General features: G+C 68.6%; 20 protein-coding genes. 14 read left to right on the plus strand and 6 right to left on the minus strand.

Translation table 11 applies throughout. The annotated features are described in order from the left end of the window. Position 1 precedes the first annotated feature (1 nt). From OHA10_RS25560 to OHA10_RS25605, 10 genes are all read left to right on the plus strand, one after another. The gene (locus tag OHA10_RS25560; protein WP_371401289.1) at positions 2 to 1,261 is read left to right on the plus strand and encodes a polysaccharide pyruvyl transferase family protein; all 1,260 of its coding nucleotides are present in this window, start codon (positions 2 to 4) and stop codon (positions 1,259 to 1,261) included. Positions 1,262 to 1,263: 2 nt separating this feature from the next. Next, positions 1,264 to 1,812: a dTDP-4-dehydrorhamnose 3,5-epimerase family protein gene (locus OHA10_RS25565; RefSeq protein WP_371401290.1), complete on the plus strand. Its 549-nt coding sequence runs from the start codon at positions 1,264 to 1,266 to the stop codon at positions 1,810 to 1,812. Then, the gene (locus OHA10_RS25570; RefSeq protein ID WP_371401291.1) at positions 1,809 to 3,125 is read left to right on the plus strand and encodes a glutamate-1-semialdehyde 2,1-aminomutase; all 1,317 of its coding nucleotides are present in this window, start codon (positions 1,809 to 1,811) and stop codon (positions 3,123 to 3,125) included. Before OHA10_RS25565 ends, OHA10_RS25570 begins: the two co-directional genes overlap by 4 nt. Before the next feature lie 29 nt (positions 3,126 to 3,154). Next, a complete protein-coding gene (locus tag OHA10_RS25575; protein WP_371401292.1) occupies positions 3,155 to 3,946 on the plus strand; it encodes a class I SAM-dependent methyltransferase in 792 nt (263 codons plus the stop codon). A 246-nt stretch (positions 3,947 to 4,192) separates the two neighbouring features. Beyond that, complete coding sequence (locus OHA10_RS25580; RefSeq protein ID WP_371401293.1) at positions 4,193 to 5,677, plus strand: sugar transferase; 1,485 nt, start codon at positions 4,193 to 4,195, stop codon at positions 5,675 to 5,677. Then, a complete protein-coding gene (locus OHA10_RS25585; RefSeq protein ID WP_371401294.1) occupies positions 5,677 to 6,606 on the plus strand; it encodes a GDP-L-fucose synthase family protein in 930 nt (309 codons plus the stop codon). The genes OHA10_RS25580 and OHA10_RS25585 overlap by 1 nt, the downstream gene beginning before the upstream one ends. Continuing rightward, positions 6,603 to 7,586, plus strand: a complete 984-nt coding sequence (gene gmd, locus OHA10_RS25590) for a GDP-mannose 4,6-dehydratase (RefSeq protein ID WP_371401295.1) — start codon at positions 6,603 to 6,605, stop codon at positions 7,584 to 7,586. Before OHA10_RS25585 ends, gmd begins: the two co-directional genes overlap by 4 nt. 3 nt (positions 7,587 to 7,589) lie before the next feature. Then, positions 7,590 to 8,369 (plus strand): WecB/TagA/CpsF family glycosyltransferase, encoded by a 780-nt coding sequence (locus OHA10_RS25595; RefSeq protein ID WP_371401296.1) that lies wholly within the window; start codon positions 7,590 to 7,592, stop codon positions 8,367 to 8,369. 9 nt (positions 8,370 to 8,378) lie between these two features. Then, positions 8,379 to 9,641 (plus strand): hypothetical protein, encoded by a 1,263-nt coding sequence (locus OHA10_RS25600; RefSeq protein ID WP_371401297.1) that lies wholly within the window; start codon positions 8,379 to 8,381, stop codon positions 9,639 to 9,641. A gap of 233 nt (positions 9,642 to 9,874) precedes the next feature. Next, positions 9,875 to 10,825: a type IV toxin-antitoxin system AbiEi family antitoxin domain-containing protein gene (locus tag OHA10_RS25605; protein WP_371401298.1), complete on the plus strand. Its 951-nt coding sequence runs from the start codon at positions 9,875 to 9,877 to the stop codon at positions 10,823 to 10,825. Positions 10,826 to 10,925: 100 nt separating this feature from the next. Here the strand turns inward: OHA10_RS25605 and OHA10_RS25610 are convergent, their stop codons facing one another. After that, on the minus strand, positions 10,926 to 12,455 hold the full coding sequence (locus tag OHA10_RS25610; RefSeq protein ID WP_371401299.1) for a fibronectin type III domain-containing protein: 1,530 nt from the start codon (positions 12,453 to 12,455) through the stop codon (positions 10,926 to 10,928). A 144-nt stretch (positions 12,456 to 12,599) separates the two neighbouring features. Continuing rightward, positions 12,600 to 14,816, minus strand: a complete 2,217-nt coding sequence (locus tag OHA10_RS25615; RefSeq protein WP_371401300.1) for a LamG-like jellyroll fold domain-containing protein — start codon at positions 14,814 to 14,816, stop codon at positions 12,600 to 12,602. Positions 14,817 to 14,956: 140 nt separating this feature from the next. Here OHA10_RS25615 and OHA10_RS25620 point away from each other — a divergent pair, with 140 nt between their 5' ends. Together OHA10_RS25620 and OHA10_RS25625 are read left to right on the plus strand one after the other, a co-directional pair. Further along, complete coding sequence (locus OHA10_RS25620; protein ID WP_371401301.1) at positions 14,957 to 16,579, plus strand: Wzz/FepE/Etk N-terminal domain-containing protein; 1,623 nt, start codon at positions 14,957 to 14,959, stop codon at positions 16,577 to 16,579. Then, positions 16,579 to 17,871 carry an O-antigen ligase family protein gene (locus OHA10_RS25625; protein ID WP_371401302.1) on the plus strand — a complete coding sequence of 431 codons (1,293 nt, stop codon included), beginning with the start codon at positions 16,579 to 16,581 and terminating at the stop codon, positions 17,869 to 17,871. The genes OHA10_RS25620 and OHA10_RS25625 overlap by 1 nt, the downstream gene beginning before the upstream one ends. Here OHA10_RS25625 and OHA10_RS25630 read toward each other — a convergent pair. Both OHA10_RS25630 and uxaC read right to left on the minus strand, forming a co-directional pair. Beyond that, the gene (locus OHA10_RS25630; protein WP_371401303.1) at positions 17,857 to 19,377 is read right to left on the minus strand and encodes a right-handed parallel beta-helix repeat-containing protein; all 1,521 of its coding nucleotides are present in this window, start codon (positions 19,375 to 19,377) and stop codon (positions 17,857 to 17,859) included. The two genes, OHA10_RS25625 and OHA10_RS25630, sit on opposite strands and share 15 nt — an antisense overlap. A 52-nt stretch (positions 19,378 to 19,429) precedes the next feature. After that, entirely contained in the window at positions 19,430 to 20,833 is a 1,404-nt protein-coding gene (uxaC, locus tag OHA10_RS25635; protein ID WP_371401304.1) for a glucuronate isomerase, read from the minus strand. A 141-nt stretch (positions 20,834 to 20,974) separates the two neighbouring features. Here uxaC and OHA10_RS25640 point away from each other — a divergent pair, with 141 nt between their 5' ends. Both OHA10_RS25640 and OHA10_RS25645 read left to right on the plus strand, forming a co-directional pair. After that, on the plus strand, positions 20,975 to 21,982 hold the full coding sequence (locus tag OHA10_RS25640) for a LacI family DNA-binding transcriptional regulator (RefSeq protein ID WP_371401305.1): 1,008 nt from the start codon (positions 20,975 to 20,977) through the stop codon (positions 21,980 to 21,982). Further along, positions 21,979 to 23,361 (plus strand): mannitol dehydrogenase family protein, encoded by a 1,383-nt coding sequence (locus OHA10_RS25645; protein WP_371401306.1) that lies wholly within the window; start codon positions 21,979 to 21,981, stop codon positions 23,359 to 23,361. Before OHA10_RS25640 ends, OHA10_RS25645 begins: the two co-directional genes overlap by 4 nt. Here OHA10_RS25645 and OHA10_RS25650 read toward each other — a convergent pair. Both OHA10_RS25650 and OHA10_RS25655 read right to left on the minus strand, forming a co-directional pair. Beyond that, the gene (locus OHA10_RS25650) at positions 23,336 to 24,886 is read right to left on the minus strand and encodes a right-handed parallel beta-helix repeat-containing protein (protein ID WP_371401307.1); all 1,551 of its coding nucleotides are present in this window, start codon (positions 24,884 to 24,886) and stop codon (positions 23,336 to 23,338) included. The two genes, OHA10_RS25645 and OHA10_RS25650, sit on opposite strands and share 26 nt — an antisense overlap. A gap of 131 nt (positions 24,887 to 25,017) precedes the next feature. Continuing rightward, positions 25,018 to 26,664: a right-handed parallel beta-helix repeat-containing protein gene (locus OHA10_RS25655; protein ID WP_371401308.1), complete on the minus strand. Its 1,647-nt coding sequence runs from the start codon at positions 26,662 to 26,664 to the stop codon at positions 25,018 to 25,020. Positions 26,665 to 26,668 lie beyond the last annotated feature (4 nt).

Genomic DNA, 26,668 nt, shown 5'->3' on the forward strand with positions numbered 1-26,668 from the left:
GATGAGCGACGCAGGTGCGGTGCGGGTCGCCTTCTTCGGCCTGCTAGGGTCCGGCAACCTCGGCAACCACGGCTCGTTCGAGGCCCTGCTGGCCTTTCTCCGGACCCGGCATCCGGACTTCGAGATCAGTTGTGTGTGCTCCGGCCCCGACGAGTTCGAGCGGCAGTACGGCATTCCGGCGGTCGCGATCACGTGGTACCAGGCACACGGCCCGGGTCGCTCGAGGTTGGACTCCGTGGCGCGCAAGGCTTTCGGCAAGATCGCGGACCTGGTCCGGATGCCCCGGCTTCTCCGCGCGTACGATGTCGTGATCGTTCCCGGCATGGGAGTCTTCGAGACCACCTTGCGGATGCGACCGTGGGGCTGGCCGTACGCCCAGTTCCTGATGGCGCTGTCGGCAAAGCTGGTCGGCACCAAGACCGCGTTCGTCAACGTGGGTGCGAACGTGGCGCACGAGCGCTCGCTCCGCTGGCTGTTCACCAGCACGGCGCGACTGGCGTCGTTCCGCTCCTACCGCGACGACTACTCCCGCGACTCGATGCAGAAGATGGGCGTGGATACCAGCCGGGACGACGTGTATCCCGACCTGGCCTTCGCGCTGCCGGAGCCCGTAGCGCCGACGTCTACCGTGCAGCAGCCACCGGTTGTCGGGCTCGGGGTGATGACGTACTACGGCACCAACGCCGACCGGTCCCGAGCGGACGAGGTATACGCCGCGTACACCGCGAAGATTGTCGAGTTCGCCCGCTGGTTGGTGGACCACGGCTACCGGATCCGACTCGTCACCGGCGATCCGAGCGACGGGTCGGTGGTCGAGGCGGTGGATGAGGATCTCCGCCGGACCCGACCAGCCCTGGTCGAGGACATGCTCGTCATCGAGCCCACCGAGACGCTCGGTGAGTTGATGACCCAGCTGGCCGCAGTCGACATCGTGGTGGCGTCGCGTTACCACAACGTTGTGGCCGCACTGAAGCTGTCGAAGCCGACGATCTCGATCAGCTACGGGACCAAGAGCGACATCCTGATGGAGCAGATGCGACTGGCTGAGTTCCGGCAGTCGATCCAGAGCCTCGACGTGACGCGGTTGATCGAGCAGTTCAGCGCGCTCGAGGCGCGGGCAACCACGCTGGTGCCCGCAATGCGCGCCCGGAACGCCGAGTTCAGCGCTGCACTCGATCAGCAATTCGACGCATTGTCCGCTGCGCTGTTCGGGACCGATCCGGTGCGGCGGCTCGCGGTGGACATCGAACAGGGGGATTAGCGATGGACGTCATCCAGGTACCGGGGATTGCAGGAGCGCTGCTGTTCATGCCATCACCGCACGTGGACGAACGCGGCTTCTTCAGCCGGACATTCGACCGCGGGGTGGTCGAGAAGGCCGGCCTCGATCCCGACGCATTCGTCCAGGACAGCATCTCTCGCTCGGTCAAGGGCGTGGTCCGCGGAATGCACGTCCGCTCCGGAGCCGGCGAGGCCAAGCTGGTTCGCTGCTCGTACGGCGCGGTCTTCGATGTGGTGGTCGACCTTCGCCCGGGATCACCGACGTACCGGAACGCGGAGTACTTCGATCTGACGGGTGAGAACCAGGTCAGCGTCTACGTCCCGGCCGGTTGTGCGCACGGCTTCCAGGCACTCACCGATCCTGCCGACGTGTCGTATCGGATCGACCGGGCACACAATCCCGACGAGGACGTCTCGATCCGCTTCGACGACCCGGACCTCGGCATCCCCTGGCCGCTGCCCGTCAGCCTGATGTCCGACCGGGACAAGGCAGCGCCCTCACTGGCGCTGGCCACTGCGAGGTTGTCATGACCAAGTCGTTCAGCAAGTCGGCCGAGGCCAACGAGCGACTGCACGCGGCCATTCCAGGTGGGGCCCACACGTACGCGAAGGGCCAGGACCAGTACCCGGCCGACATGGCGCCTGTGATCTCGCACGGCCGCGGCGCGCACGTCTGGGACGTCGACGGCAACGAGTACGTCGAGTACGGATCCGGTCTGCGCGCCGTCAGCCTCGGACACGCGCATCCGCGGGTGGTGGACGCGGTGCGCAGCGAGCTCGATCGTGGCAGCAATTTCGTCAGGCCGAGTGTCGTCGAGCTCGCGGCGGCAGAACGCTTCCTGACTTCGGTGCCGACGGCGGAGATGGTGAAGTTCGCCAAGAACGGTTCCGACGCGACCACGGCGGCGGTGAAGCTGGCCCGCGCCGTGACGGGCCGCCCGCTGGTAGCGGTCTGCGCCGACCATGCGTTCTTCTCGATCGACGACTGGTTCATCGCCCGGACCCCGATGTCGGCCGGGATCCCGGACCAGATCGCGGACCTGACGGTGGCCTTCCCGTACGGGGACCTGGTCGCGACCGAGGAATTGCTCACCCGGCACGAGGAGCAGATCGCTTGTCTCATCCTCGAGCCCGTCACCCAGCACGACCCGCCGGAGGGGTATCTCGAGGGGCTACGCGACCTTGCGCATCGGCACGGGGCTCTGCTGATCTTCGACGAGACGATCACCGGCTTTCGTTTCTCGCCCGCAGGCGCCCAGGGTATGTACGGCGTGACGCCCGACCTGTCCACGTTCGGCAAGGCCCTGGGTAACGGCTTCGCCGTGTCGGCGCTCGCCGGCAAGCGGGAACTGATGGAGCGCGGCGGTCTGCGAGACGACCGTGAACGCGTCTTCCTCCTGTCCACCACCCATGGCGCCGAGACACATTCGCTCGCCGCGGCCATTGCGGTGATGGACGTCTACGCCGAGGAAGACATCGCTGCTCGATTGCACATGCTTGGCGAGCAGCTCGCCGTGGGGGTGCGGGCGGCCGCCGCGGCGGCCGGGGTCGAGGATCACGTGGTCGTCCGCGGCCGGCCCAGCAACATGGTCTTCGCGACGCTCGACGAGAACCTGGAGCCGTCGCAGCCGTACCGCACCCTTTTCCTGCGCGAGCTCATCCTCGGCGGTGTGATCGGTCCGTCGTTCGTGGTCAGCGCGGCCCTGACAGACGAGGACATCGCCCGGACCGTGGACGTCGTGGCTGGGGCATGCACCGTCTATCGCAAGGCACTCGAGGCCGGAGACCCGAGCGTATGGATGGGTGGGCGAGCGGTGAAACCGGTCTTCCGGAAGTTTGTCTGACAGCTACTGAGCCAATCAAAGGGGGGATCATGAACCTGATCCAGAGTGCCAAGACTCTCGTTCGGGACGGGGTCGATCGGTTGCCGGCACGACAATGGACAAGGCGAGGTCCGGACGACGCCCGCATCGCCATCGAGTCCCAGCAGTACTGGGAGGGGGAACGGGGCTACGACTGGCGGGGCGACTCGCATTTTCGCGCTGACAGCCCGGTGGACGACTCGACGTGGCTGGGCATCGGACGGGACCATCTGGCTCTGTTCACCAAACTGGCCGCTGTTGTCGGCGACCACAAGCTCGGCCGCGTGGTCGAGTGGGGATGCGGTGGTGGGGCGAACGCTGTGGCCTTCGCTCCGCACTGCACGGAATTCATCGGCGTCGACGTCGCGCAGGCGACACTCGACGAGTGTTCGCGACAGGTGGCCGAGGTCTGTGACACCCCGTTCGTCCCGGTGCTGGCCGAGGTTGCCGCTCCGGAGGCCGCGGCACAGAAGATTGCTCCGGGCTGCGACCTGTTCCTCTGTATCTACGTACTCGAACTCGTGCCGAGTCAGGAGTACGGGTTGCGTTTGATGCGCATCGCACACGACCTGCTGGCCGATGGTGGGCTTGCACTGGTACAGATCAAGTACAGCACGCGGTCGTGGCGCACGCTGCCTCGCCGGAGGCGCTATCGTGCACACCTCGCCGACATGACGACCTATCCGATCGACGAGTTCTGGGTTGCGGCCGAGCAATGTGGTCTACGCCCCGAGGTCGTCCACATCGTGCCCAAGACGGACGTCGACGAGCGTTACGCCTACTTCTTGCTCTCCCGTCCCTGACGGCTACGGCAGACGGTGCACTCCTGCGGAACTCTTGATCATTTCGTGATGAAGCAACTGGTTCCCGGCTCACAATGCAAGTTCTCCACAAGGAACGCGGCCTGGTGGTCGCCGAGGCCCGTGGTGCGTAGTAATCTTCGGTGACTCGCCGCCGACGGGCGGGTGAATTCTGGGGACGGCTAGCTGCGGGAAGCCCTGGGCACGGAGCGTGTCCGAGTGGCCGCAACGTGAGACCGAAGGACTGGTGTGAGCGGAGCTGAGGCGCCCGGCCGGATGGACGGGCACGGACCGCTCTGGGTTGTGCCGCATGAGGTCCCGGCGATCGTCCCGCTGCCGTCGCGCTCGACCGAGCCGCGCTGGGTCGGTGTCTACCGCTGGGCCGCTGTCGGTGGTGACCTGCTGGCCGCGATGCTCGGCGTCTCGATCGCCCTGCTGACCAGGTTCGGCTACCACGTCGGTCCGAGCTATCTCGTCGTGAGCAGTCTGCTGCCGCCCGCGTGGGTCGGCGTCGTCGCGTTGTCGAAGGGCTACGACCCGCGGTACTTCGGCGCCGGGCCGGACGAGTTCCGCTCGCTGATGCGTTCCGGCGTCGGCGTCACGGCCGCGGTCGCCATGACGTCGTACGTGACCAAGACCGAGATCGCCCGCGGCTTCGTGGTGCTGGCGATTCCGGTGATGGTGATCTCCGCGCTGCTGCTGCGCTACGCGCTGCGGAAGGACCTGCACCGGCACCGGGTCAGAGGTCGTTGCATGCACAGGGTTCTCGTGGTCGGGCGAAGTGGCCCGGCCGCGACGCTGTGTGAGCACCTGGAGAAGCGCCCGACCGACGGATACCGCGTAGTGGCGACCTGCCGGCCGCGCGGCGACGGCCATGGGCACATGCAACCCGACGAACTGGACGAGCCGGACATTCTGGCCGCCGCCGACCGGCATGCGGTCGATGTGGTTGCCATCTCGACCGATCCGGAGCTCGTCGGCCAGTCGCTGCGCCGCCTGTCGTGGGCGCTGGAGCAGCGCGGCATCGAGCTGATCGTCTCGCCGGGCATCATCGAGGTGGCGGGCCCGCGGATCTCGGTCCGCCCGGTCGCCGGTCTGTCGCTGCTGCACCTGGAGCGCCCGTCCGTCAGCGGCGGGCCGCACCTGATGAAGGCCGTCTTCGACCGGACCGTTGCCCTCGGCTTCATCGCCGTCCTGTCGCCGTTGCTGATCGGCCTCGCGCTCGCGGTCAAGGTGTCCAGCCCGGGTCCGGTGCTGTTCCGGCAGCAGCGGATCGGCCGCGGGGGCGTCGAGTTCACCATGCTCAAGTTCCGCAGCATGTACTCCGACGCCGAGCAGCGGCTCGGTGATCTGTATGCGTTGAGCGACGGCAACGGCGTGATCTTCAAGATGCGGGACGACCCGCGGATGACGCCGCTCGGCCGGTGGATCCGGCGGTTCTCGCTCGACGAGCTGCCGCAGCTGTTCAACGTGCTGCGCGGCGACATGTCGCTGGTCGGGCCGCGGCCGCCACTGGCCGAAGAGGTCGCGCTGTACGCCGCCGACGACTCGCGGCGGATGCTGGTCAAGCCGGGCATGACCGGCCTGTGGCAGGTCAGCGGCCGCAGCGACCTGTCCTGGGACGAGTCGGTCCGCCTCGACCTGCGGTACGTCGACAACTGGTCGATGACTCTGGACCTGCTGATCCTCTGGAAGACCGTGCGCGCGGTGGCGTACGGCGCGGGAGCGTACTGATGGATCTTCAAGCGCCCGTGTACGTGGCAGGCCATCGCGGACTCGTCGGTTCCGCGATCTGGCGACGGCTCGAGGCCGCCGGCCACACGAACCTGATCGGCGCGTCGTCCTCGGAGCTGGACCTGCGGGACCGTGACGCGACTTTCGCGTTCCTGCGCGAGCACGAGCCGGCTGTGGTCATCGATGCCGCGGCGCGGGTCGGCGGCATCCTGGCCAACCGCGATCACCCGACCGAGTTCCTCAGTGACAACCTGCGGATCCAGGTCAACCTGATGGACGCGGCCCTCGACGTACGCACGCCGCGGCTGTTGTTCCTCGGGTCGTCGTGCATCTACCCGAAGTACGCCGAGCAGCCGATCCGCGAGTCGAGCCTGCTGACCGGTGAGCTCGAGCCGACCAACGACGCGTACGCGATCGCCAAGATCGCCGGCATCATGCAGGTCCAGGCGGTCCGCCGGCAGCACGGTCTGCGCTGGATCTCGGCGATGCCGACCAACCTCTACGGGCCGAACGACAACTTCGACCCGGCGACGTCGCATGTCCTGCCGGCGCTGATCCGCCGCTTCCACGAGGCCAAGGCCGCCGGTGCCGAAGAGGTCGTGCTGTGGGGGAGCGGTACGCCGCGGCGCGAGTTCCTGCACGTCGACGACCTGGCCGACGCATGCCTGCACCTGCTCGAGCAGTACGACGCGCCCGAGCCGATCAACGTCGGCGTCGGCACCGACGTGTCGATCCGCGAGCTGGCCGAGCTGGTCGCCCGGGTCGTCGGTTACACCGGTGCCTTGAGCAACGATCTGTCCAAACCGGACGGCACCCCGCGCAAGCTGCTCGACGTGAGCAGGCTGCTGGCGCTGGGCTGGAAGCCGTCCATCGACCTCGAAGACGGTGTGGCCGCCACCTACCGCTGGTATGTGGAGAACCACTCATGAGAAAAGCCTTCGTTACCGGCATCACCGGCCAGGACGGCTCGTACCTGGCCGAGCTGCTGCTTGCCAAGGGCTACGAGGTGCACGGCCTGATCCGGCGCGCGTCGACGTTCAACACCAAGCGGATCGACCACCTGTACGAGGATCCGCACGCCGAGGACAAGCGGCTGTTCCTGCACTACGGCGATCTGACCGACGGCTCGCGGCTCGTCACGCTGCTGGCGTCGATCCAGCCGTCGGAGGTCTACCACCTGGCCGCGCAGTCGCACGTGCGGGTGAGCTTCGACGAGCCGGAGTACACCGGCGACACCACCGGGATGGGCACGACGCGGCTGCTCGAGGCGATCCGGATGATCGGGCTGGACTGCCGCTTCTACCAGGCGTCGAGCTCGGAGATGTTCGGCGCGACGCCCCCACCGCAGAACGAGGACACCCCGTTCTACCCGCGCTCGCCGTACGGCGCCGCGAAGCTCTACGGCTACTGGATGACCCGGAACTACCGCGAGGCGTACGACATGTTCGCGGTCAACGGGATTCTGTTCAACCACGAGTCGCCGCGCCGCGGCGAGACGTTCGTGACCCGGAAGATCACCCGTGCGGTCGCCGCGATCAAGCTCGGCCGGCAGGACCGCCTCTACCTCGGCAACCTCGACGCCTGCCGGGACTGGGGCTACGCCCCGGAGTACGTCGAAGGCATGTGGCGGATGCTGCAGCACGACACCCCGGCCGACTACGTGATCGCGACCGGTACGTCGTACTCGGTCAAGGATTTCGTCGCGCGCGCCTTCGACCATGTCGGGCTGGACTGGGAGGAGTATGTCGACTACGACGCGCGGTACGTCCGCCCGACCGAGGTCGACTCGTTGATCGGGGACGCGTCCAAAGCCATGACCGAGCTGGGCTGGAAGGCCCAGGTGCACGTGCCGGAGCTGGTTCAGATCATGGTCGACGCGGATCTCGCCGCGCTGACCCCGGAGGACTGACTGATGACCGATATGCAGACCGCGGCAACCACGACAGCCGACCGGGTCGATGTCCTGGGCATCCATGTCAGCATCACCAATCCGGATCACACCGTCGACACGTTCGCCGGCTGGATCGACCACGGCGCCCGCGAGCTGGTCTGCGTCACGGACATGAACGCGCTGCTGCACGCCCGCGCCGACGCGCGGCTGACCGAGGTCTACAACACCGCCGGGCTGACGGTGCCGGACGGCATGCCGCTGGTCTGGGCGGGTCACAAGGCCGGGTTCGAGCAGATGGACCGGGTCGCCGGTCCGGACCTGCTCGAGCGGGTGATGGCGGAGGCCGCCGAGCGCGGCTGGACGCAGTACTTCTACGGCGGTGCCGAGGGTGTGGCCGAGGAACTGCGGGAGGTCTTCCAGGAGCGTCACCCGGCCTTGAAGGTCGTCGGCACCGAGTGCCCGCCGTACCGGCCGCTGACCGAGGCCGAGGACGCCGCCGTGGTCGCCCGGATGAACGAGGCGCGACCGGACATCATCTGGGTCGGGCTCGGCGCGCCGAAGCAGGAGCGCTGGATGGCCGACCACCGTGACCGGCTGAACGCGTCGATCCTGATCGGCGTCGGCGCGGCGTTCGACTTCCACACCGGCCGGCTGGACCGCGCTCCGCTGTGGATGCAGCGCGCCGGGCTGGAGTGGAGTTACCGGCTCTACAAGGAGCCGCGCAGGCTGTGGAAGCGTTATGTGCTGGGCATCCCGCGTTTCCTCCTGGGCATCCTCCGCCATCCGCCACGTCCGCTCTAGAGTGAGCCGGTGAAGTTCCGGCGGCCGAAGTTGCGTCGGCTGGCCGGGCCGGCCGGTCGCGCCAGTTGGGGTCTGGCCGATCAGGCGTTGTCCAGCCTCAGCAACCTCGCGGTCGGGGTCGTCGTCGCGCGCTCGAGCACGGTCGCCGACTTCGGCGTCTACGCGCTCGCGTTCGGCGGCTACACGATCGCGCTGAACGTGTCCCGCGCGGTCGCCACCGAGCCGCTCGCGGTCCGGTACTCCGGTGAGCGCACCCCCGACTGGCAGCGCGCCGTCCGGGCGAGCACGGCAACCGCGCTGCTGACCGGTTTCCTGGCGATGCTCGTCGCGTTGGCGATCGCGGCGTTCCCGGGTGTCCCGTCGAAGGGTGTGCTGATCGCCTTCGCGGTGACAATGCCGGGTCTCCTGCTGCAGGACGCGTGGCGTTGGGCGTTCTTCGTGGTGGGCGAGGGCAACAAGGCGTTCGTCAACGACCTGATCTGGTTGCTGGCCATGCTGGCGATCTTCGGCGGCCTCTACCTGACCGGTACGACGTCCGCGTTCAGCCTCACGTTCGGCTGGGGGCTCGGTGCGGTCATCGCCGCGATCGCGGGCCGCTTCCAGGCCGGCGTGTCGCCACGCAGACAGCTGATCCGCGAATGGGTGAAACGGAACTGGGACCTGAGCCCGAAGTACGTCGGGGAGATGCTCGCGGTATCGGGCACGATCCAGGTCTACATGCTCGGCATCACCGCCGCCGCGGGGCTGGTGGCCACCGCGGGTATCCGCGGCGCCCAGGTCCTGCTCGGCCCGGTCAACGTGCTGAACCAGGGCATCCGGATGATCTCCGTGCCCGAGGCGGCCCGCGCCCTCAAGCACTCGTACCGCCGGCTGTGGCTCGTCGGCCTGGCCATCTCGTTCGGCGTCGGGGCTGGTGCACTCGCCTGGGGCGGTGTCTTCCTGTTGCTACCGGCCGTCGTCGGCCGCGAACTGCTCGGACCGGGTGTGTGGACGCAGGCTCACAGCGTCCTGATCCCGGTCATCCTGCTGCAGGCGCTCGGTGCCTCGAACGCCGGTGCCTTCGCCATCATGCGAGCCCTCACCGCGGCCACTCGCGGCCTGCGGGTCCGCCTGATCTCGTCGGTCATCCTGATCACCTGCGGTATCGGCGGCGCCTTCTTGTGGGGCCCGAAGGGCGCGGCGTGGGGGCTGGCCGGCGCCTCGTTCACCACCTTGCTGCTGTGGTGGAACGAGGCGCACCGAGCCATCGCCGCCCATCGCCGCGCTACCTAACCCCACCTCACACCTCCCCGTCGACCCCACCCCGCCCACCCCACCCCGCCCACCCCGCGCTTCGCCATTCGCAATCTCAGGGGTCAACCCCGCACCAGCTGGGTTCGGCCGCGAGAATCTCAGGGGTCAAGCCAACATCTCAGGGGGCGGCCCCTGAGATGGTGTGCGGCGGGTATCCACAGGGGGACGGATCTGCGTGGTGAGGGGCGAGGATGATCCGGGATGCTTGGCGGATGAATGCGCTACTGGCCGGGCTGGCTGGGAGACAAGGCGGTGTCTTCAGCCGTGCGCAGGCGCTCGCCTGCGGGTACACGTCGCAGGGAATTCGCGACCGGCTACGGGCCGGACGCTGGGTGCGCGTGCGGTACGGGCAGTACGCCGAACCGCTGGATCTGAGCGGGCTCGCGCCCTGGGACGAGGACCTCGCCCGGCATCGACTGTCGGTGCACGCCGCGATGAATGCGATGCGACCCGGGAGCGTTGCCGTCAGCCACCAGTCCGCTCTTGTCCTGCACGGCACACCGCTGTGGGCGATCGACCTCGCGGAGGTTCACCTGAACCGCCTGGACGTACGCAGGCACAGCGGACCCGTCGCGGGCGTGCGTTTCCACCGAGGCACACTGACGTCCGACGATCTCACGGAGCGCGGAGGTCTGCCGGCCACGACCTTGCCGCGGGCCTTGGTCGAAACCGCCTGTACGACGTCCTTCGAGAAGGCCGTGGTCCTCGCCGACGCGGCGATGCACGCCGAGCTGATCGACGATCAGGATCTCCGCAGACTTCTTGACCTCACGGCGTTCTGGCCCGGAAGCGCGACGGCCCGTGCCGCGCTCCGTTTCGCTGATGCACGCACGGAGTCGGTCGGCGAGTCGCGCTTGCGGGTGCTGATGCACAACCAGGGCCTGCCCGCCCCACTGCCCCAGGCCGTCTACCGGGACGCCGACGGGATCATCGGAAGAGTCGACTTCGTGTTCGCGGCGTTCAACACCATCGTCGAGTTCGACGGGCTGGTGAAGTACACCGGAGCACCGGGAAGCGTTCTGGTGCAGGAGAAGCACCGCGAGGACCGGCTCCGTGCGCTCGGGTTCGAGGTGGTCCGAGTGATCTGGTCCGACCTGGACCGCCCCGAACGCACCGCCGCAGACATCCGCGCCGCCTTCGCCCGCTCCCGCCGTACCGCGTGACCCTCTGGCGCGCCACCGCGGGTTGACCCCTCAGCTGGTGGGTTCGTCCGCGAGAATCTGGGGGGCCAACCCACCAGCTGAGAGGTTGACCCCGAGATGGTTAAGGGATCTTCACGCTCGCGCTAGCGCCCTTCATGATGTTCCGCCCGTCGTGCACCTCGATGTGGTACGAGTACGTCGAGCCGCGCTTCAGGCCGCGATCCACCACCTGGTAGGACTTCCGCGGCTGCCAGAAGTACGACGTGTAGGCGTTCGACCCGACGTTCAGCGAACCGCGGAACACGTTGTAGGTGAGCGTCAGGTTGTCCAGGTCGTACACGTCGGAGTACGTCACGTACACCCGGCCGGACGTCGTCGCACTCAGCGTCGGCGCCTTCGGTACGGCGGGAGCCGCGCCGCCGGCCGCGTTCGTGAACCGGGCAATGCCGACCTGGAGCTGGCCGTTCACGTGCAGGAAGTCGCCGCCGATCCACAGGTCGGTGTCGCCGCCGGCCATCGCCAGCGGACCGACCTTCGTGGTGCTCTTCAGGTTCGCGTCGGTGTTCGGGAACCACGGCCCGAGGTTGCCGTTGATCGCGCTCTCGACCAGCAGGTAGTGCGTCCCGCTGCCGTTGGAGAAGCCGTTGGGCGACGACGAGCAGTCGTGCGCGTGCGAGCCCTTGTAGACCCAGTTGCCGATCGCCTTGATCGCCTCGGTCGCGCCCAGGCACTTGTTCTGCCACAACAGCTTGCCGGTCGAGACCTGTGCGGCCAGGACGCCGTCGTAGCAGCCGCCGCCGTCACCGCCGTTCGAGACGAACACCTTGTCGCCGAGCGTGTCGATGTCCTTGACCCGCGTGGTGCAGGTGGCGGTCGGCTTCGGGATCGCCGCCGCGGCCGGGAACGCGAAGGCCGCGCCGGTGGTGTTGTTCAGCATCGCCAGCGAGTAGTGGTCCTTGCCGTTGATCGTGCTGAACGGGCCGCCGACGAACACCCGGGTGCCGTTGTCGGACACGTCGATCGCGTACACGTCGTTGTTGGCGTTCGGGTTCCACGGCAGTAGGTCGCCCTGGATCAGCCGGACCGCGCCGAGCCGGTTGCGGACCGCGCCGTCGATCTTCCCGAACGCGCCGCCGATGAACACGCTGTTGCCGTAGATGGCCAGCGCCTTCACCCGGGCCGCGACCACCGGGTCCCAGGCCGAGACCAGCTTGCCGGTGGCGATCGAGAACATCGCGATCTTGCTGCGCCGGATGCCGTTCACGGTGGTGAAGTCCCCGCCGATCACCACCCACTTGCCGTCCGGACTGGTGGCGATCGCATAGACCGGGCCGTTCAGGACCGGTGCGAACGCTGTCGGTGCCCCCGTACTGCGGTTGAACGCGGCGACGTAGCTGCGCTGGGTCTCCGGCGCCTGGCCCGAGGCCTTGCCCGGCTGCCGAAGCCTGGTGAACAGACCGCCGGCGAACACGGTGTTCCCGGAGACAGCCAGCGCGTTGACGCTGTTGTTGGTCTGCCACGACGTCTGCTTGATGGCGGATACGGCGGATGCGAAGCCCGGAGTCGCCGCCTCCACCGGCGGTCCCGAGGGAATCAACGCCGCGGCCACGACAGCCGCTGCGGTGACAAGGGCCAGCACTAACTTCTTCATTTATGTCCTTACACAGGCGGGGGCCGTACAGCGCGTGCCTCATCACGCACCAGCGGCGGACATTACCGCTGTGGGAGGCCCACCGGAAGCGGGCCTCCCAACCGCGTTATAGGTTTGTGCCAAACCTTGCAGAAAGCCGGGTTTTCACTTTGCTGCGTAGTGGTTCTGGACCTGTACGGGAGTTAGCGCGTACGGGTACACAGCGGCCTCGTCGATCCCCATCCCGGTCTGGGTCGCCCCGCCGCCCGGCCACGAGTTCGTGACGTCGTAGCCGACCCGCCACCAGCCGTAGTACAACGACGCCTGGCCGACCAGTGCGCTGCCGCTGAGGACGCCGTCGACGTACAGCTTCATCATCCCGTTGTCGTAGGTGCCGACGACGTGATGCCACAGACCGTCGTTCTTGCCGGACGGGCTGGTCAGGGTGCGCTGCGCGCCGTCGCTCACACCGAAGACGATCGAGCCGTTGGTCCGCATGTACAGCATCCGGTCGTTGATCGCGCTGCTCTGGGTCTTCCCGTTGCCGAAGCCGATGATCCGGCCGCCGCGGCCGACACCGCTCTGCTTCACCCAGGCCTCGACCGTGAACTGCTGCGGGAAGCTGTACCCCTTCTCGCTGACCATCCGGCCGGTGGTCGTGCTGGTCGTCATCGCCGTGTTGCCCGCGATCGCACCCGCGCCGCCCAGCGTCACGCCGGTGAACGTGCCGTTGTTGCTCTGACCGGAGGAGTCGACCGAGGTCGTCGTCCCGACCGCTTCGCCGAGTCGCCAGTACGCCTGCGGCCCGTCCGCGTTGATGATCTGGTCGTACGCCGTCGACGCGGTCGACGCGACCGTGATCGGATCGGAGTAGTTGCCGCGGATCGTCGTACTGCCGTCGGTGACCTCGACGCGGTAGTTGGTGGACTCACCCGGTGCCGACGAGGTGTCGGTGTAGCTCAGCCACGGCCGGTCCCACGGCGTCGACTTGGCCGTCCAGGTCGCGATCGTGGTGTTGCTGAAGCCCTTCAGCAGCCGGTAGGTCAGCGTGCTGTCGTCGTTGTCGACCACCGTCGGGAAGTGGATCTCCACGACGCCCGGCTGGACGCTGTACGGGAGCAGTTTGGCCGGCTTGGCCGGTGCCGCGCCCGGGGCAGCGTTGGTGAAGTGGGTCAGGCCCTGCTGGGCGACCCCGTTGACGTGCAGGAAGTCGCCGCCGACCCACAGATCGTTGCCGCCGGTCGCGAACGCCAGCGGACCGACGTTGGTCACGCTGTTCGGGTCCGCGTCGGTGTTCGGGTACCACGGGCCGAGCGAGCCGTCGGTCAGCTTTTCGCTGAGCAGGAACCGGTAGTCGAAGCCCTGCGGGAAGCCGCCGGCGCCCTGGTTGGCGCAGTCGTGCGCGTGCGAGCCCTTGTACAGCCAGCCGTTGACGACCTTGACCGCCTCGGTCGCGCCGAGGCACTGGTTCTTCCACTTGAGCGTGTTGGTCGCGATGTCGACCGCCCAGGTGCCGTCGAAGCACCCGCCGCCGTCACCGCCGTTGCCGAAGTACACGGTGTCGCCGCTCGCGTCGATCGACTTCACCCGGGTCGTGCAGGACCCGTTCGGCGGCGGTACGGCGGAGGCGCCCGGGAAGGGCAGTACTGCGCCGCTCACCGGGTCGAGGCTCGTCACGGTGTTCTGGTTCGTGCCGTTGACGGTGCTGAACTGGCCGCCGGCGTACACCTTGGACGCGTCGTCGGCAGCGTCGACGGCGTACACGTCGCCGTTCACGCTCGGCGCCCACGGCAACAGCGTGCCGGTGTCGGTGGTGACCGCGGCGAGCCGGTTGCGGGTCAGGTTGTTGACCAGGCCGAACGAGCCGCCGAAGTAGACCGTCGTACCGGAGACCGCGATGGTCTTGACGCGGTAGGACACGGACGGCTTCCAGTTCGTGACCAGTGCGCCGGTGGCGGTGTCGAAGGCGGCGATCCGGTTCCGGGTCTGGCCGTTGACGGTGGTGAAGTCGCCCCCGACGAAGATCCGCGAGCCGTCGGCCGAGGCGGCCACGGCGTAGACCTGGCCGTTCAGCACCGGGTTGAACGAGGTGACCAGTGCGCCGGTCGTCGCGTCGAACGCGGCCAGGTACGCCTGGCCGACCTCACCGGTCCCGGCGGCGGCGCCCGGCGGGCGGACGCTGGTGAAGCGGCCGCCGGCGTACGCCTTCCCGGCCGCGACGGCGATGCCCTGGACGCTGGCGTTGGTCTGCCAGGCCGAGCTGTTGGTCGCCGAGAGCGAGGCCTCGATGCTCTGCGCGGGCGGCGCGAACGCCACCACCAGCGCACCGGCGAGCAGAGTGCCCACGACCCCCAGCCGCGTGAACAGTCGTCTCTTCGTCATGCTGCGATGTCCCCCCTTGGACATGAAAGTGAAACCCCAGATTCCCCCGAGAAGAGAGTAGGGCACCGGAGGAGGTGCTGTGATCACATTCCGGTGCCTATATCCTGAGGCGCTGGCATCAACGGAGTGTGAGGTAGTCGATGGAACCGGGCACAGTGGTCTGGCGGGAAACCGCTCAGTCTCTGCTACGGCAGAAGTGGCTGATCATGGGCTGCATCGTGCTCGGATTGGTCGGGGCCTCCGTGTTCGCGCTCTCCCAGACGATCCGCTGGACCGCCTCGAGCCAGCTGGTGATCGGCCCGGCCGTGCCGCCGGCCCTGGTCGGGAAGCTGTCCGACGGCGCCGACAAGTCCGGCCCGCTCGGGATGGATCTGCCGGCCGAGACCCAGGCCCGGGTGATGGCCAGCCCGACCCTGCTGGCCGCCGTGGTGAAGCAGCTGGGCATGCCGACCGACGACAAGACGATCCAGGAGCTGGCCTCGGTCACCCGGGTGAAGGCGGTCACCGACAACGCCTACCTGGTCACGACCGATGGTCCGACCGCGCAGAAGGCGGTCGACCGGGCGAACGCGATCGCGAGCATCTACCTGGCCCAGCGCAACACCGAGGCCAAGGCGCTGCTCACCAACCTGGCCGAGCAGGCGCAGGCCCGGTCGAAGACGGCCACCCAGCAGTCCCGCAGCCTGGTCAGCCAGATCGACGAGGCGGTCGGCCGCGGCGACAACCAGACCGCGGCGGCGCTGCGTGACCAGCGGGTCGGCCTCGCGACCGAGGCCCGGCAGGCCGCTGACGACGCGGCCGCCATGCTGAAGGCGCTCACCGCGGTCGGCGCCGGGAGCCAATTGGTGACGCCGGCAACGACCGACACCGCGAGCTCGTCGCCGATGGTTGCCCGCGACATCCTCGTCGGCGGGATCCTCGGCCTCGTGCTCGGCTTCGGTCTGGCGCTGCTGCGGTCCCACCTGACGCCGTACATCCTGACCCGGGACCAGGCGGCGCGGGCGACGAGTTCGCCGGTGATCGCGGCGTCCGAGGGGCACCGGCGCCGGTTCTGGCAGCGGTCGGCCCCGGAGCTTCCGCAGTACGAGATCACCGCGCTGGGCGCCGAGGCGAGCGGTGCGCTGGCGCGCCGGGAGCTGAGCCCGCGGGCGTTCGCGGGCGGCGGCCCGGGTGCGCTGCTGGTGGTCTCGGCGTCCCCGACGCCGAACTCGGCCGGTATCGCGCTCGCGATGGCGGAGGCGAACGCCCGCGACGGCCGGGAGACCCTGTTGGTCCTCGCGGACATCGAAGGTACGCCGGTGTTGCCGCACCTCACCGGTCATGAAGGACTCACCGACCTGGTGAACGAGCCGGCTGCCACCCGCGCGATCCGCGCCCGGAAGCTGTTCCGCCCGGGCACGGTCGCGGACCTGTACGTGCTGCCGCCGGGTCTGAACCACGAGGAGACCGCCGAGGCGGTCGGCCCGTCGCTCGTCCCAGGCATCGTGGCGGATCTGCCGCCGGGATACTCCGTGGTGATCCACGGCCCGGCCTCGGTCGGACGGCACGGCATCACGCCGCTCGCCGCCGCGGTCGACGCGTCGGTGCTGGTGGTCCAGGTCGGTCTCGACAAAGAGATGGACGTCGCGCGGCTGACCGGTGCGCTGCAGTTCGCGGGCGCTCCGGTGCTGGGCGTCGTACTGATCGGGGCCGCGGTGCAGGACGAGACGCTGGGCATCCCGCTGAACTACAAGCCGCTGGACTCGGCTCCACCGATGCGCTGATGCAGAGCACCTACTCGCGCAGCAATCGGTTGGCCCCGGCGGTGCCGGGGACGGTCGAGGGCGAGGTCGAACGGCCGGCCTGGTTCTGGCTGATGCTGTGGTGCCTGTTCGTCCTCGGCGTCCAGCCGTGGTCGTCGCGGGTTGCGGCGCCGCAGGGCACGACCGGATCCACGAACAGCATCGCGAAGGGGCTGCTGCTCGGCGCGGTCTTCCTGGTCGCGCTGGCGGCGACCAAGCCGGGCTTCCGGACCCGGGTGAATCCGGCCAGCTGGCTGTACGTGATGTACGTGCTGTTCGCGTGTGCGACCGCGTTCCTGCTCGCGGAGCCGATGGGGCCGTTGACCCGGTTGGCCCGGTTCCTGATCGGGCTGGTGTTCGTCTTCCTGCTGTGGCGGCCGCTGGTCCAGGTGCCCGAGCGGTTGGTCCGGGCGCATCTGTGGGCGCATGTGTTGCTGGCGGCAACCGTCGTGCTGAGCCTTGTCTACGATCCGGGACAGGCGTGGCGGCCGTTGAGCTCGCTGGGCACGGGGTCCCGGCTGCAGGGTGTCATCATCCCGATGCTGCCGCCGCGCGTCGGCGAGGTCGGGGCGATCCTGCTCGGGCTGGCGTTGATCGCGCTGGTCTGCCGGAAGCTGTCGGTGCTGCCGGCCGTCGTGCTGATCGGGCTGGGCGGCGTCCTGATCGCCGCCAGTCGCACGCGGACGTCGGCGGCCGCGCTCGCCTTCGGGCTGGTGGTGGCGTTGATCATCACCCGCAAGACCTGGCTCGGCCGGATCGCGTGCCTCGCGGTGCCGGCGCTGCTCGGGCTGGCGTTCCTGACCATCGGCTCGCTGCACACCTGGCTGCTGCGGGGTCAGGGCACCCGGCAGATCACCTCGTTGAGCGGCCGGACCACGAGCTGGCAGGCGGTCGTCGACGAGAAGGTGTCGACGCAGACCGCGATCATCGGCCACGGCCTCGGCAACAAACGGGTCCTGCTGACCCGCGGCGAGGGTGACGTCGACGTGATGGCGATCGACAACAGCTGGCTCGGCCTCTACTGGGAGACCGGTCTGCTGGCGGTCGCGATCGTCGCGGTCGCGCTGATCGTCGCGTGGGTCTCGGTCCTGCGCGCGCCCACGCCGTACATCCGGGCCTGCGGCGCGCTGCTGCTGGCGTACGTCACCGCCGCTTCCCTGAACGAGAGCGGCCTGTCCGACCTCTCATCGATGACCGTGCACATGCTGGTCGCCGCCGCGATCTGCGACGCCGATCGCATCCGACATCGAAGACGCGCGCTAGCTGCTCACTGAGTCCTGGTCGAAGCCCGACTGTTGCCACTCGGACCAGGTCATGGTCTTGCCGCGGTACGCGAAATGGTCGGCGCCCTGGTAGCTGTTGCGGCGGAACGTGATCGCGCCGGGCTGCGTGGGGGAGCGCTTGTTCTCGACGACGCCGAGCGACGACTGTTTGTCGTCCATGACGACCAGGTTGCCCTCGACGAGGACGTTGCGCAGTACGTAGGTGCCGCGCGGACCGTCGCCGCGGGTGCGGGACTGGATCGAGAGCGCGTTGCGGTTGTCCTTGATCAGGTTGCCGCGGACCTGGACGTCGGAGGACGTGTTGACGTTGATCCCGCCGCCGTCCCAGAGCGTGCCGCCCGAACCGCGACCGGTGCCGAACCCGTTGTGCTCGACGACGTTCTGGTCGATCACGGCCGAGTAGCTGATCTCGTACCGGATGCCGTCCGCCGCGTTGTCCCGGATCCGGTTCCCGGTGATCCGGCGGTCGTACTCCGCGATGTCGCTCCACATCCCGATACCGCGGTTCGCGATGATGTCGTTACCGCTGACCTCGCCGGACGACCGCGTCGACTTGATCCCGCCGGACTCCCAGTCCGCGATCCAGAAGCCGTCGGTGTTGTTCCGGGTGACCAGGTTCGCGGTGATCTTCACGCCGGCCGACTTGTACTGGCCGATGCCGAGCTGCCCGTTGTCGGCCACGGTGTTGCGGCTGACCACGGTGTCGTCGCCTTCGATGACCATGATGCCGACGGCGTGGTTCCAGCGGACGTCGTTCGCGGTCACCTTCCAGCCGCGGCCGGCCTGGAGCGCGCCGGCCTGTGGGCGGCTGGCGAAGTGCTGGATGGTCAGGCCGGTCACGGTGACGTCGTCCGCGGACTTGTCGATCGCGGTCTGCGTCTTGGCCATCTCGATGACGTGGCCGGTCGGGTCGTCGCCGAGGTAGAGGGTGTTGGCTTTGTAGTCGCCGAAGAACGTGCCCGGCTTGAGCTGGCTCAGGCTCATGACACGGGTCAGGTGGGTGCCGTCCTGGAACACCTGCTCGCCGAGCTGGCAGGGCTTGGTCTTGTTGTCCTCACACTGGCCCTTGAGTGGGTACGCCGCCGGCAGCATGCCCTGGACCGCCCAGCTGCTGCCTTCTTGCTTCCAGCCGGTCAGCCGGACCGAGCCGCTGAGCACTGCGCCGGTGCTGCCGGCCAGCGTGTCCTTGGCGCGTGGCTCGATCGGGCGGGTGAGTCGGTGCACGCCCTTGGCGAAGCAGAAGGTGGTGCCTTCGGTCGCGGCGTCGATGATCGGCTGCGGGTCGGTCCCTACCGGGATCTCCGTGCCCTTGCAGGGCTTCGCCGTACTCGGGCCGGTGGGTCCGAGTACGGCGGCCGCCGCGGTCGGAGGAGCGGTGGGGACGGTGACTGTGGTGGTCGCAGTCGGCTTCGGAGGCTCGGCCGAGCCTCCTGTGTCCGAGCAGCCCGACACCACCAGCAGCGCGACGCCAACGGCCGCGACAACCCCACGCCTCATCCAGGTCCCTTCACCCACCCCCGGCGAATTGATCTGCGTGAGACTACCTGTTCTAGAGGTACGTGTCCTTCGCGAGGTCGTAGGCGAGCGCCTTCGCGACGGTGAACGCGTCGTCCTCGTCGAGGCGGTGCTGTACGACGAGGTCGGCCAGGTAGCCGGCGTCGATCCGCCGGGCGAGGTCGTGGCGGGCCGGGATCGACAGGTACGCGCGGGTGTCGTCCACGAAGCCGGACATGTTGTAGAAGCCCGCTGTCTCGGTGACGAGCTCGCGGAACCGGCGCATGCCGTCGGGGCTGTCGAGGAACCACCACGGCGCGCCGAGCCGCACGGCTGGGTAGACGCCGGCCAGCGGAGCGAGCTCTCTGCTGTAGACGGTCTCGTCCACAGTGAAGAGCACGATCCGGAAGCCGTCCGCGTGACCGAACCGCTCCAGCAGCGGCCGCAACGACCGCGTGAACTCGGTCGCCACCGGGATGTCGTGCCCCTGGTCCGGTCCGTACGTCGCGAAGATCGCAGGATCGTGATCCCGCAGTACGCCGGGATGCAGCTGCATCACCAGTCCGTCCTCGGCCGACATCACCGCCGACTGGTACAGCATGTGTCCCGCGAACGCTGCCGCGTCCTCGGCCGTCACGTCACCCTTCAACGCACCCGCGTAGATCCGGCCGGCCTCTGCATCCGACAGCGGTACGGCGGCCGCGCTCAGATGACCGTGGTCGGTGGCGCGTGCACCTGCCGCGACGAACGCCTGCCGCCGTTGACGGATCGCTGCCAGGAATCCGTCGTACGTCGTGGTGTCGACGTCGGCCAGTGTGCCGAGCTGAGCGATCAGTTCGGGCCAGCCGGCGCGGTCGGGATGGGCGATTGCGTCGGGGCGGAAGGTCGGGACGACCCGGCCGGGGAGATCTTTGGCGAGGCGCGCGTGCTGGGTGAGGTCGTCGGTGGCCGCGTCGGTGGTGGAGATCAGCTCGATGTTGAAGCGGTCGAGCAGGGCGCGCGGGCGGAACTCGGGCTCGGCGAGGCGGGCGGTGATCTGGTCGTACAGGTCGTCCGCGTTCTCGGCGGACGGGTGCATGGTGATGCCGAGGACCTCGGCGAACTCGTGCTCGAGCCAGTAGCGGCTGGGGGTGCCGAGGAACAAGTGCCAGTTCGCGCAGAACTCGCGCCAGATCTCGCGTGGCTCGGCGGTCTGCTTGCCGTCGCGGCGGGGGAGCCCGAGCTTGTCCGGGGAGACGCCCTGGGAGACCAGCATGCGGGTCACGTAGTGGTCCGGGACGACCAGCAGTTCGGCCGGGTCGCCGAACGGTGCGTCGGTGGCGAACAGCCCGATGTCGACGTGCCCGTGCAGGCAGAGCAACGGCAGACCCTTCGTCGAATCATGGATCCGCCGCGCAACAGCACGCGCCTCCCCGGCCGGGAACGCACGATCCGGATGCGGCTGCAGAGCCTTCGACATAGATCCTCCGATGCGACGGGCTGAAACGTGTTCTGCAAAGGATTGCAGTCAGGTTCTACGAGCACAAGACGTTGTCCGTTGGCCGATCGCTTGACACATGTTGCAACCGATTGCAAACTCTTCGGGGAATGGGAGGCTGGTGTGGCGGCGACGATTCGGGATGTGGCGCGGCTGGCTGGGGTATCGGCTTCGACCGTCTCGCGGGCGCTTTCGCTTCCCGGCATGGTCAACGCGGCTACTCGGGCGCGGGTTGCGGCTGCGGTGGAGCAGCTGGGGTATGAGCCGAATCGGGCGGCTCGGGGGCTGATCACCGGGCGGACGGGGACGATCGGGCTGGTGGTGCCGGATCTGGCCAATCCGTTCTTCGCCAGCATCGTCAAGGGCGTGCAGGCGCGTGCCCGCCGGCACGATGTCGCCGTCTTCGTCGCGGACACCGACGAGGACCCGGCGGCTGAGGCCGGGCTGGTGCGCGCACTGGCCAAGCAGGTCGACGGCGTCATCCTGTGCTCGCCACGAGCCCGCGACGAAGAGCTGACCGCGATCGCCCAGGACACCACCGTCGTGCTCGTCAACCGAGCCGCTGAGGGGATGCCGGGCGTCACCTACGACAACGAGGGCGGGATGCGTCAGGCCGTCGCCCATCTTGTTGCCCTCGGCCACCACAGGATCGCCTGGGTCGGCGGTCCGGCGACGTCCTGGTCGACCCAGCACCGCGGCCTCGGCCTGCGCAACGCGGTCGAGGAACTGCACGCGAAGCTCGCCCCGGTCGGCAACTTCGCCCCGACGTACGAAGGCGGCATGGCAGCCGCGGACCAGGTCATCGCCACCGGCGCCACCGCCGTCGTCGCCTACAACGACCTCGTCGCGATCGGCCTGCTGGCCCGCTTGCACGCCCGCGGCCTCTCGGTCCCCGGCGACCTGAGTGTCGTCGGAGTCGACGACATCGCGATGTCGTCGATGGCCCGACCGGCACTCACCACGGTCCGCCTGCCCAAACAGGAGGCCGGCCGGATCGCCGTCGAACTGCTGCTGGCCATGCTCGACGACCCGGACACCCCGGCCCCCACCCACGGGGAACTGCAAGGCGAACTGATCGTCCGGGACAGCACCGGACCCGCACCAAACAACCAGAAAGGTGCTCCGGCTTGACCAGGCTGAGTCTCAACAACCTTCCCGTCACCCCTGACGTAGACCCGAGCGCGTTGTCTGTCGGCATCGTCCACCTCGGCCTCGGTGCCTTCCACCGCGCCCACCAGGCGGTGGCCACCGAGCGAGCGGCAGTCGCCACCGGTGAGACCCGCTGGGGCATCGCGGGCGTCAGCCAGCGTTCAGCGACCGTCCGCGATCAGCTGGCCCCACAGGACGGCCTGTACTCCGTGCTCGAGCGCGGGCTCGGCGACCCGACGGTCCAGGTGATCGGCAGCATCCGCGACATACTCACCGCCCCCGAGGACCCGGACGCGGTCGTCGCACGGATCGCAGACCCGGCGGTCGCCGTCGTGACGCTGACCGTCACCGAGAAGGGCTACCGCGCGACCGGCACCGGGCTCGACCTGGACGACCCGGAGATCCAGGCCGACCTCACCGGCCGCCCACCGCGGACGGTCGTCGGCCAGCTCGCCGCCGGGATCGCGCGCCGCGAGGAGCCGTTGACGATCGTCTCCTGCGACAACCTGGTTGCCAACGGCCCGTTCCTGCGCAAGCTGGTGACCGACTACTTCGATGCCCTGGGCAAGATCCCGGAGACCTTCGAGGCGACGAGGTTCCCGGCCAGCATGGTCGACCGGATCGTGCCTGCCACAACGGAGGACGACCGGGCCGAAGCAGCCCGGCTGCTCGGCGTCCGGGACGAGGCCGTGGTGGTCGCAGAACCCTTCCTGCAATGGGTGATCGAGGAAGACTTCGCCGGCGACCGGCCCGCGTGGGAGCGTGGTGGCGCCGTCCTCACCGCGGACGTCGCACCCTGGGAGCAGGCCAAGCTCCGGATGCTCAACGCGACCCACTCGATGCTCGCCTATCTCGGCGCGTTGCGCGGCTACGAGACGATCGCCGAGGCGGTCCGCGACGAGGAGCTGTCCCGGTTGTCGCGGGCGCTGATGACCGATGACGTCGTACCGACACTGACTCCGCCGGACGGGCTCGACCTCACGGCGTACGGCGCGAGCGTGCTGGAGCGGTTCGCGAACCCGGCTCTGAAGCACCGGACCCGCCAGGTCGCGATGGACGGCTCGGTCAAGCTGCCGGTCCGCATGCTCGGCACCGTCCGCGACCGCCTGACGGCCGGCGCCGAGCCGCGCACGATCTCACTCGCCGTCGCCGCCTGGATGGTCTACGTACTGCGGACGCCGGACCTCGACGACCCGCAGGCCGACAAGCTGAAGGCCGCGGTCGCGGGTGTCTCCGAGCCGGCCAAGGTCGTCGATGCGCTGCTCGCCGTGGACTCGGTGTTCACTCCCGACCTGCGCGACTCGGCGGTGTTCCGCGAGCTGCTGGTCAGCCACGTCAGTTCACTGCTGGCAGGATCGTGAGTACGCCGGTCGCGTCGAGGATCGCCTTCCCGATGGTGAACGCGCTCCCGGTGTCCTGACCGGTCGCCCGCCACTCCTTCGCGGTGTACCACTGCCCGGTCTTCTGGAACCGCTCGGCGGCGAGGCTGTCCAGGATGTAGGTGTTGTCGTCCAGGCTGACCTCGCCGGCCGGGATCGTGGCGCCGGAGTTCTGCACCATGCCGGTCGCGGTGGTCCCGCCGCGCATCGTCACCTGGTTGCCGGAGACAACGATGTCGCGGAGCACGTTGGTGCCCCACGGGCCGGAGCCGCGGGTGCGGGACTGGATCGAGATCCCGTTGACGTTGTTCGCGACCGCGTTGTCACGCACCTGGACGTTCGACGACGTGTTGACGTTGATCCCGCCGCCGTCCCACAGCGACGTACCCGAGCCGCGGCCGGTGCCGAAGCCGTTGCCGCTGATCGAGTTGCCCACGATCACGCCGTTGCGGCCGATCTCGTAGCGGATCCCGTCGGCGGCGTTGTCGATGATCTGGTTGTTGCTGAACGTCCGGCTGTCGTCGTACGCGTCGCTCCACAACCCGATGCCGCGGTTGTCCTGGATCAGGTTGCCGGTCACCGAACCGCCGCTCGACCAGGTCGTCTTCACGCCGCCGGACTCCCAGTCCGCGATCCAGAAGCCGTCGGTGTTGTTGTCGCTGATGTCGTTGGCCGAGATCGTGCCCTTCAGCGTGCTGTACTGCCCGACGCCGAGCTGGCCGTTGTCGTGGATCCAGTTCTTCTCGAGTACGGCGTTGTCCGCGTTCTGGAGCATCGCGCCGATCGCGTGGTTCCAGCGGAGCTCGTTCGCGTACACATGCCAGCCGAGGCCGAGGACGACCGCGCCGCCCTGCGGGGGAGTGGCGAAGTGCTCGACGGTCAGCCCGCGCACGGTGACGTTGTTGCCGCCGGGCTCGATCGCGGTCGGCGTACTCGACATCTCCACCGCGTGGCCGGCCGGGATGTCGCCGAGGTAGATCGCGTTCGCGGCGTAGTCGGCATAGAAGGTGCCGTGAGCAACCTTGTCCCGGGAGGCCACCCGGGTCAGGTGTTTGCCGTCGTAGAACACCTGCTCGCGGAGGTAGCAGATGTTGGTCTTGTTGTCCTCGCACTGCCCGGTCTGCGGGTACGCCGGTGGCAGCGCGCCCGTCGTCACCCAGGCGGCGTTCGAAGCGGACCACTTCGTCAGCCGCACCGACCCGGTGAGTACCGCCCCGTCGTCGCTCGCGAGCACCTGGTTGGCCTTGGGACGGATCGTCTCCGAGATCCGATGCAACCCGGACGCGAAGCAGAACGTCGTACCGGACGGCCATTCGTCGACGACCTGGGCGGCGTTGTCGGTGGTCCTGATCGGGACGCCGCTACAGGCCGGCGCCAGCGCCGGACCGGTGCGGAACGTCCCGTCGGCGGGTGGTGTCGCGGCCTGCTCGACGGCGTGCCCGGCCAAGGGGCCAGGGGCAACCAGACTGGTGCCGATTGCAACGACTGCCAGAACTGTTCTCTTCATAGCGGAGCCTCCGGTGGCACAGGTGAGCCCTGAGCGCACCCCCCATGGCGCGGCTTCGCTTTGCAGATTACCCCTACATCACGTAGTCATGGCAATACGTAGCGCACAAACATGTTGCGGTCGGCAAGAGATCAGTTCGCGAGGAAGGTGCCGACGGCATCGAGCCCGGCCGACTGCCAGCCGGCCGCGGTCAGCTTCGTGCCGAACCGGGAGAAGCGCTGCGTGCCGAGGTCGTCCAGCACGTACTTGTTGCCGCTGAAAACGACCTCACCGGCCGGTACCGCGGCGCCCGCGTTCTGGACCATCCCGGTCGCCTGCGTGCCGGCGGTCATCTCGATCGTGTTGCCGGTGACCTGGACGTCGCGGAGCAGGTACGTGCCCCACGGGCCGCTGCCACGGGTCCGGGACTGGATCGTGATGCCGTTGACGTTGCCCGAGACCTTGTTGCCCTTGACCGTGATGCCGGACGAGGTGTTGATGTTGATCCCGCCGCCGTCCCACAGCGACGTACCCGAGCCACGCCCGGTGCCGAAGCCGTTGCCGGTCACGGTGTTGCCGGAGATCGTGCCGTTGCGGCTGATCTCGAAGCGGATCCCGTCCGCGGCGTTGCCGACGATCTGGTTGCCGCTGATCACCCGGCCGTCGTCGGCGACGTCGGCCCACATCCCGATGCCCTTGTTCGACTTGATCACGTTGCCGCTCACGGTGCCGGACGACCGGGTCGACTTGATCCCGCCGGACTCCCAGTCCGCGATCCAGAACCCGTCGGTGTTGTTCGAGCTGATGATGTTGCCGGTCACGGACGCCGCGGCCGAGCTGTACTGGCCGAGGCCGAGCTGGCCGTTGTGGTGGATCAGGTTCTTGTCGACCTTGGTGTTGTCGGCCTTCACCAGCATCACGCCGACCGCGTGGTTCCAGCGGACGTCGTTGGCGAACACCTTCCAGCCCGGGCCGGAGACGAGCGCACCGGCCTGCGGGGCGCTGGCGAAGTGCTCGATGGTCAGGCCGCGGACGACGACACCGGTCGCGTTGGACTCGATCGCGGTCGCCGTCTTCGACATCTCGACCGCGTGCCCGACCGGGTCGCTGCCGAGGTAGATCGCGTTCGCTCCGTAGTCCGCGTAGAACGTGCCCGCCTTGACCGCCGAGACGCTCGCGACCCGCGTCAGGTGGACGTCGTCGAGGAAGAGCTGCTCCCGCAGGTAGCAGATGTTCGCCTGGTTGTCCTCGCACTCACCGCTCTTGCCGTACGCCGCCGGCAGCGCGCCGCGCACCACCCAGGCGGAGCCGGACTTCGCCCACCCGGTCAGCGGGATCGATCCGGTGAGGACGGCGCGCTTCGAGCTGGCCAGCACCTGGTTCGCCTTGGGGCGGATGGTCTCGCCGATGCGGTGCAGCCCGGCCGCGAAGCAGAACGTCGTACCGGCGGGCTTGGAGTTCACGATCGACTGAGCGTCCTGACCGGGCTCGATCACCGTGCCGGTGCACGGTCCGGCGACGGCCGGGCCCGCCTCGTCCGAGTCCACGCTGGGGGTCGTGGGGAGCTTCGGCTCGACCGGCTTCGACGGGGTGGTCGTCGGCTTCTTGGTCGGCGTCGACGACGCGCCGGGCTTCTTCGAGGGAGCGGTCGTGGTGTGCGTGGCCTTCGGTTGTGGCTTGCCGGGAGTCGTCGTGGTCTTTCCGGGCCGGTGCGACGGCAGCACCCGGGACGCGGCCTGCTCCGCGGTCTCGGACTTGGCGGCCGTGGTCGCCTTGTTCTCGTTCGCGATCACGGGCATCGCG

Origin of the sequence: Kribbella sp. NBC_00662 (genome assembly GCF_041430295.1) — a bacterium.
Classification (GTDB): domain Bacteria; phylum Actinomycetota; class Actinomycetes; order Propionibacteriales; family Kribbellaceae; genus Kribbella.

What these genes read in the sequence shown, in the direction of transcription:
- OHA10_RS25610 (WP_371401299.1), bottom strand. Translation starts at nt 12,455, where the DNA reads ATGAAGAAGTTAGTGCTGGCCCTTGTCACCGCAGCGGCTGTCGTGGCC.
- OHA10_RS25575 (WP_371401292.1), top strand. Translation starts at nt 3,155, where the DNA reads ATGAACCTGATCCAGAGTGCCAAGACTCTCGTTCGGGACGGGGTCGAT.
- gmd (WP_371401295.1), top strand. Translation starts at nt 6,603, where the DNA reads ATGAGAAAAGCCTTCGTTACCGGCATCACCGGCCAGGACGGCTCGTAC.
- OHA10_RS25615 (WP_371401300.1), bottom strand. Translation starts at nt 14,816, where the DNA reads ATGACGAAGAGACGACTGTTCACGCGGCTGGGGGTCGTGGGCACTCTG.
- OHA10_RS25630 (WP_371401303.1), bottom strand. Translation starts at nt 19,377, where the DNA reads ATGAGGCGTGGGGTTGTCGCGGCCGTTGGCGTCGCGCTGCTGGTGGTG.
- OHA10_RS25565 (WP_371401290.1), top strand. Translation starts at nt 1,264, where the DNA reads ATGGACGTCATCCAGGTACCGGGGATTGCAGGAGCGCTGCTGTTCATG.
- OHA10_RS25625 (WP_371401302.1), top strand. Translation starts at nt 16,579, where the DNA reads ATGCAGAGCACCTACTCGCGCAGCAATCGGTTGGCCCCGGCGGTGCCG.
- OHA10_RS25570 (WP_371401291.1), top strand. Translation starts at nt 1,809, where the DNA reads ATGACCAAGTCGTTCAGCAAGTCGGCCGAGGCCAACGAGCGACTGCAC.
- OHA10_RS25585 (WP_371401294.1), top strand. Translation starts at nt 5,677, where the DNA reads ATGGATCTTCAAGCGCCCGTGTACGTGGCAGGCCATCGCGGACTCGTC.
- OHA10_RS25620 (WP_371401301.1), top strand. Translation starts at nt 14,957, where the DNA reads ATGGAACCGGGCACAGTGGTCTGGCGGGAAACCGCTCAGTCTCTGCTA.
- uxaC (WP_371401304.1), bottom strand. Translation starts at nt 20,833, where the DNA reads ATGTCGAAGGCTCTGCAGCCGCATCCGGATCGTGCGTTCCCGGCCGGG.
- OHA10_RS25595 (WP_371401296.1), top strand. Translation starts at nt 7,590, where the DNA reads ATGACCGATATGCAGACCGCGGCAACCACGACAGCCGACCGGGTCGAT.
- OHA10_RS25560 (WP_371401289.1), top strand. Translation starts at nt 2, where the DNA reads ATGAGCGACGCAGGTGCGGTGCGGGTCGCCTTCTTCGGCCTGCTAGGG.
- OHA10_RS25650 (WP_371401307.1), bottom strand. Translation starts at nt 24,886, where the DNA reads ATGAAGAGAACAGTTCTGGCAGTCGTTGCAATCGGCACCAGTCTGGTT.
- OHA10_RS25655 (WP_371401308.1), bottom strand. Translation starts at nt 26,664, where the DNA reads ATGCCCGTGATCGCGAACGAGAACAAGGCGACCACGGCCGCCAAGTCC.
- OHA10_RS25605 (WP_371401298.1), top strand. Translation starts at nt 9,875, where the DNA reads ATGAATGCGCTACTGGCCGGGCTGGCTGGGAGACAAGGCGGTGTCTTC.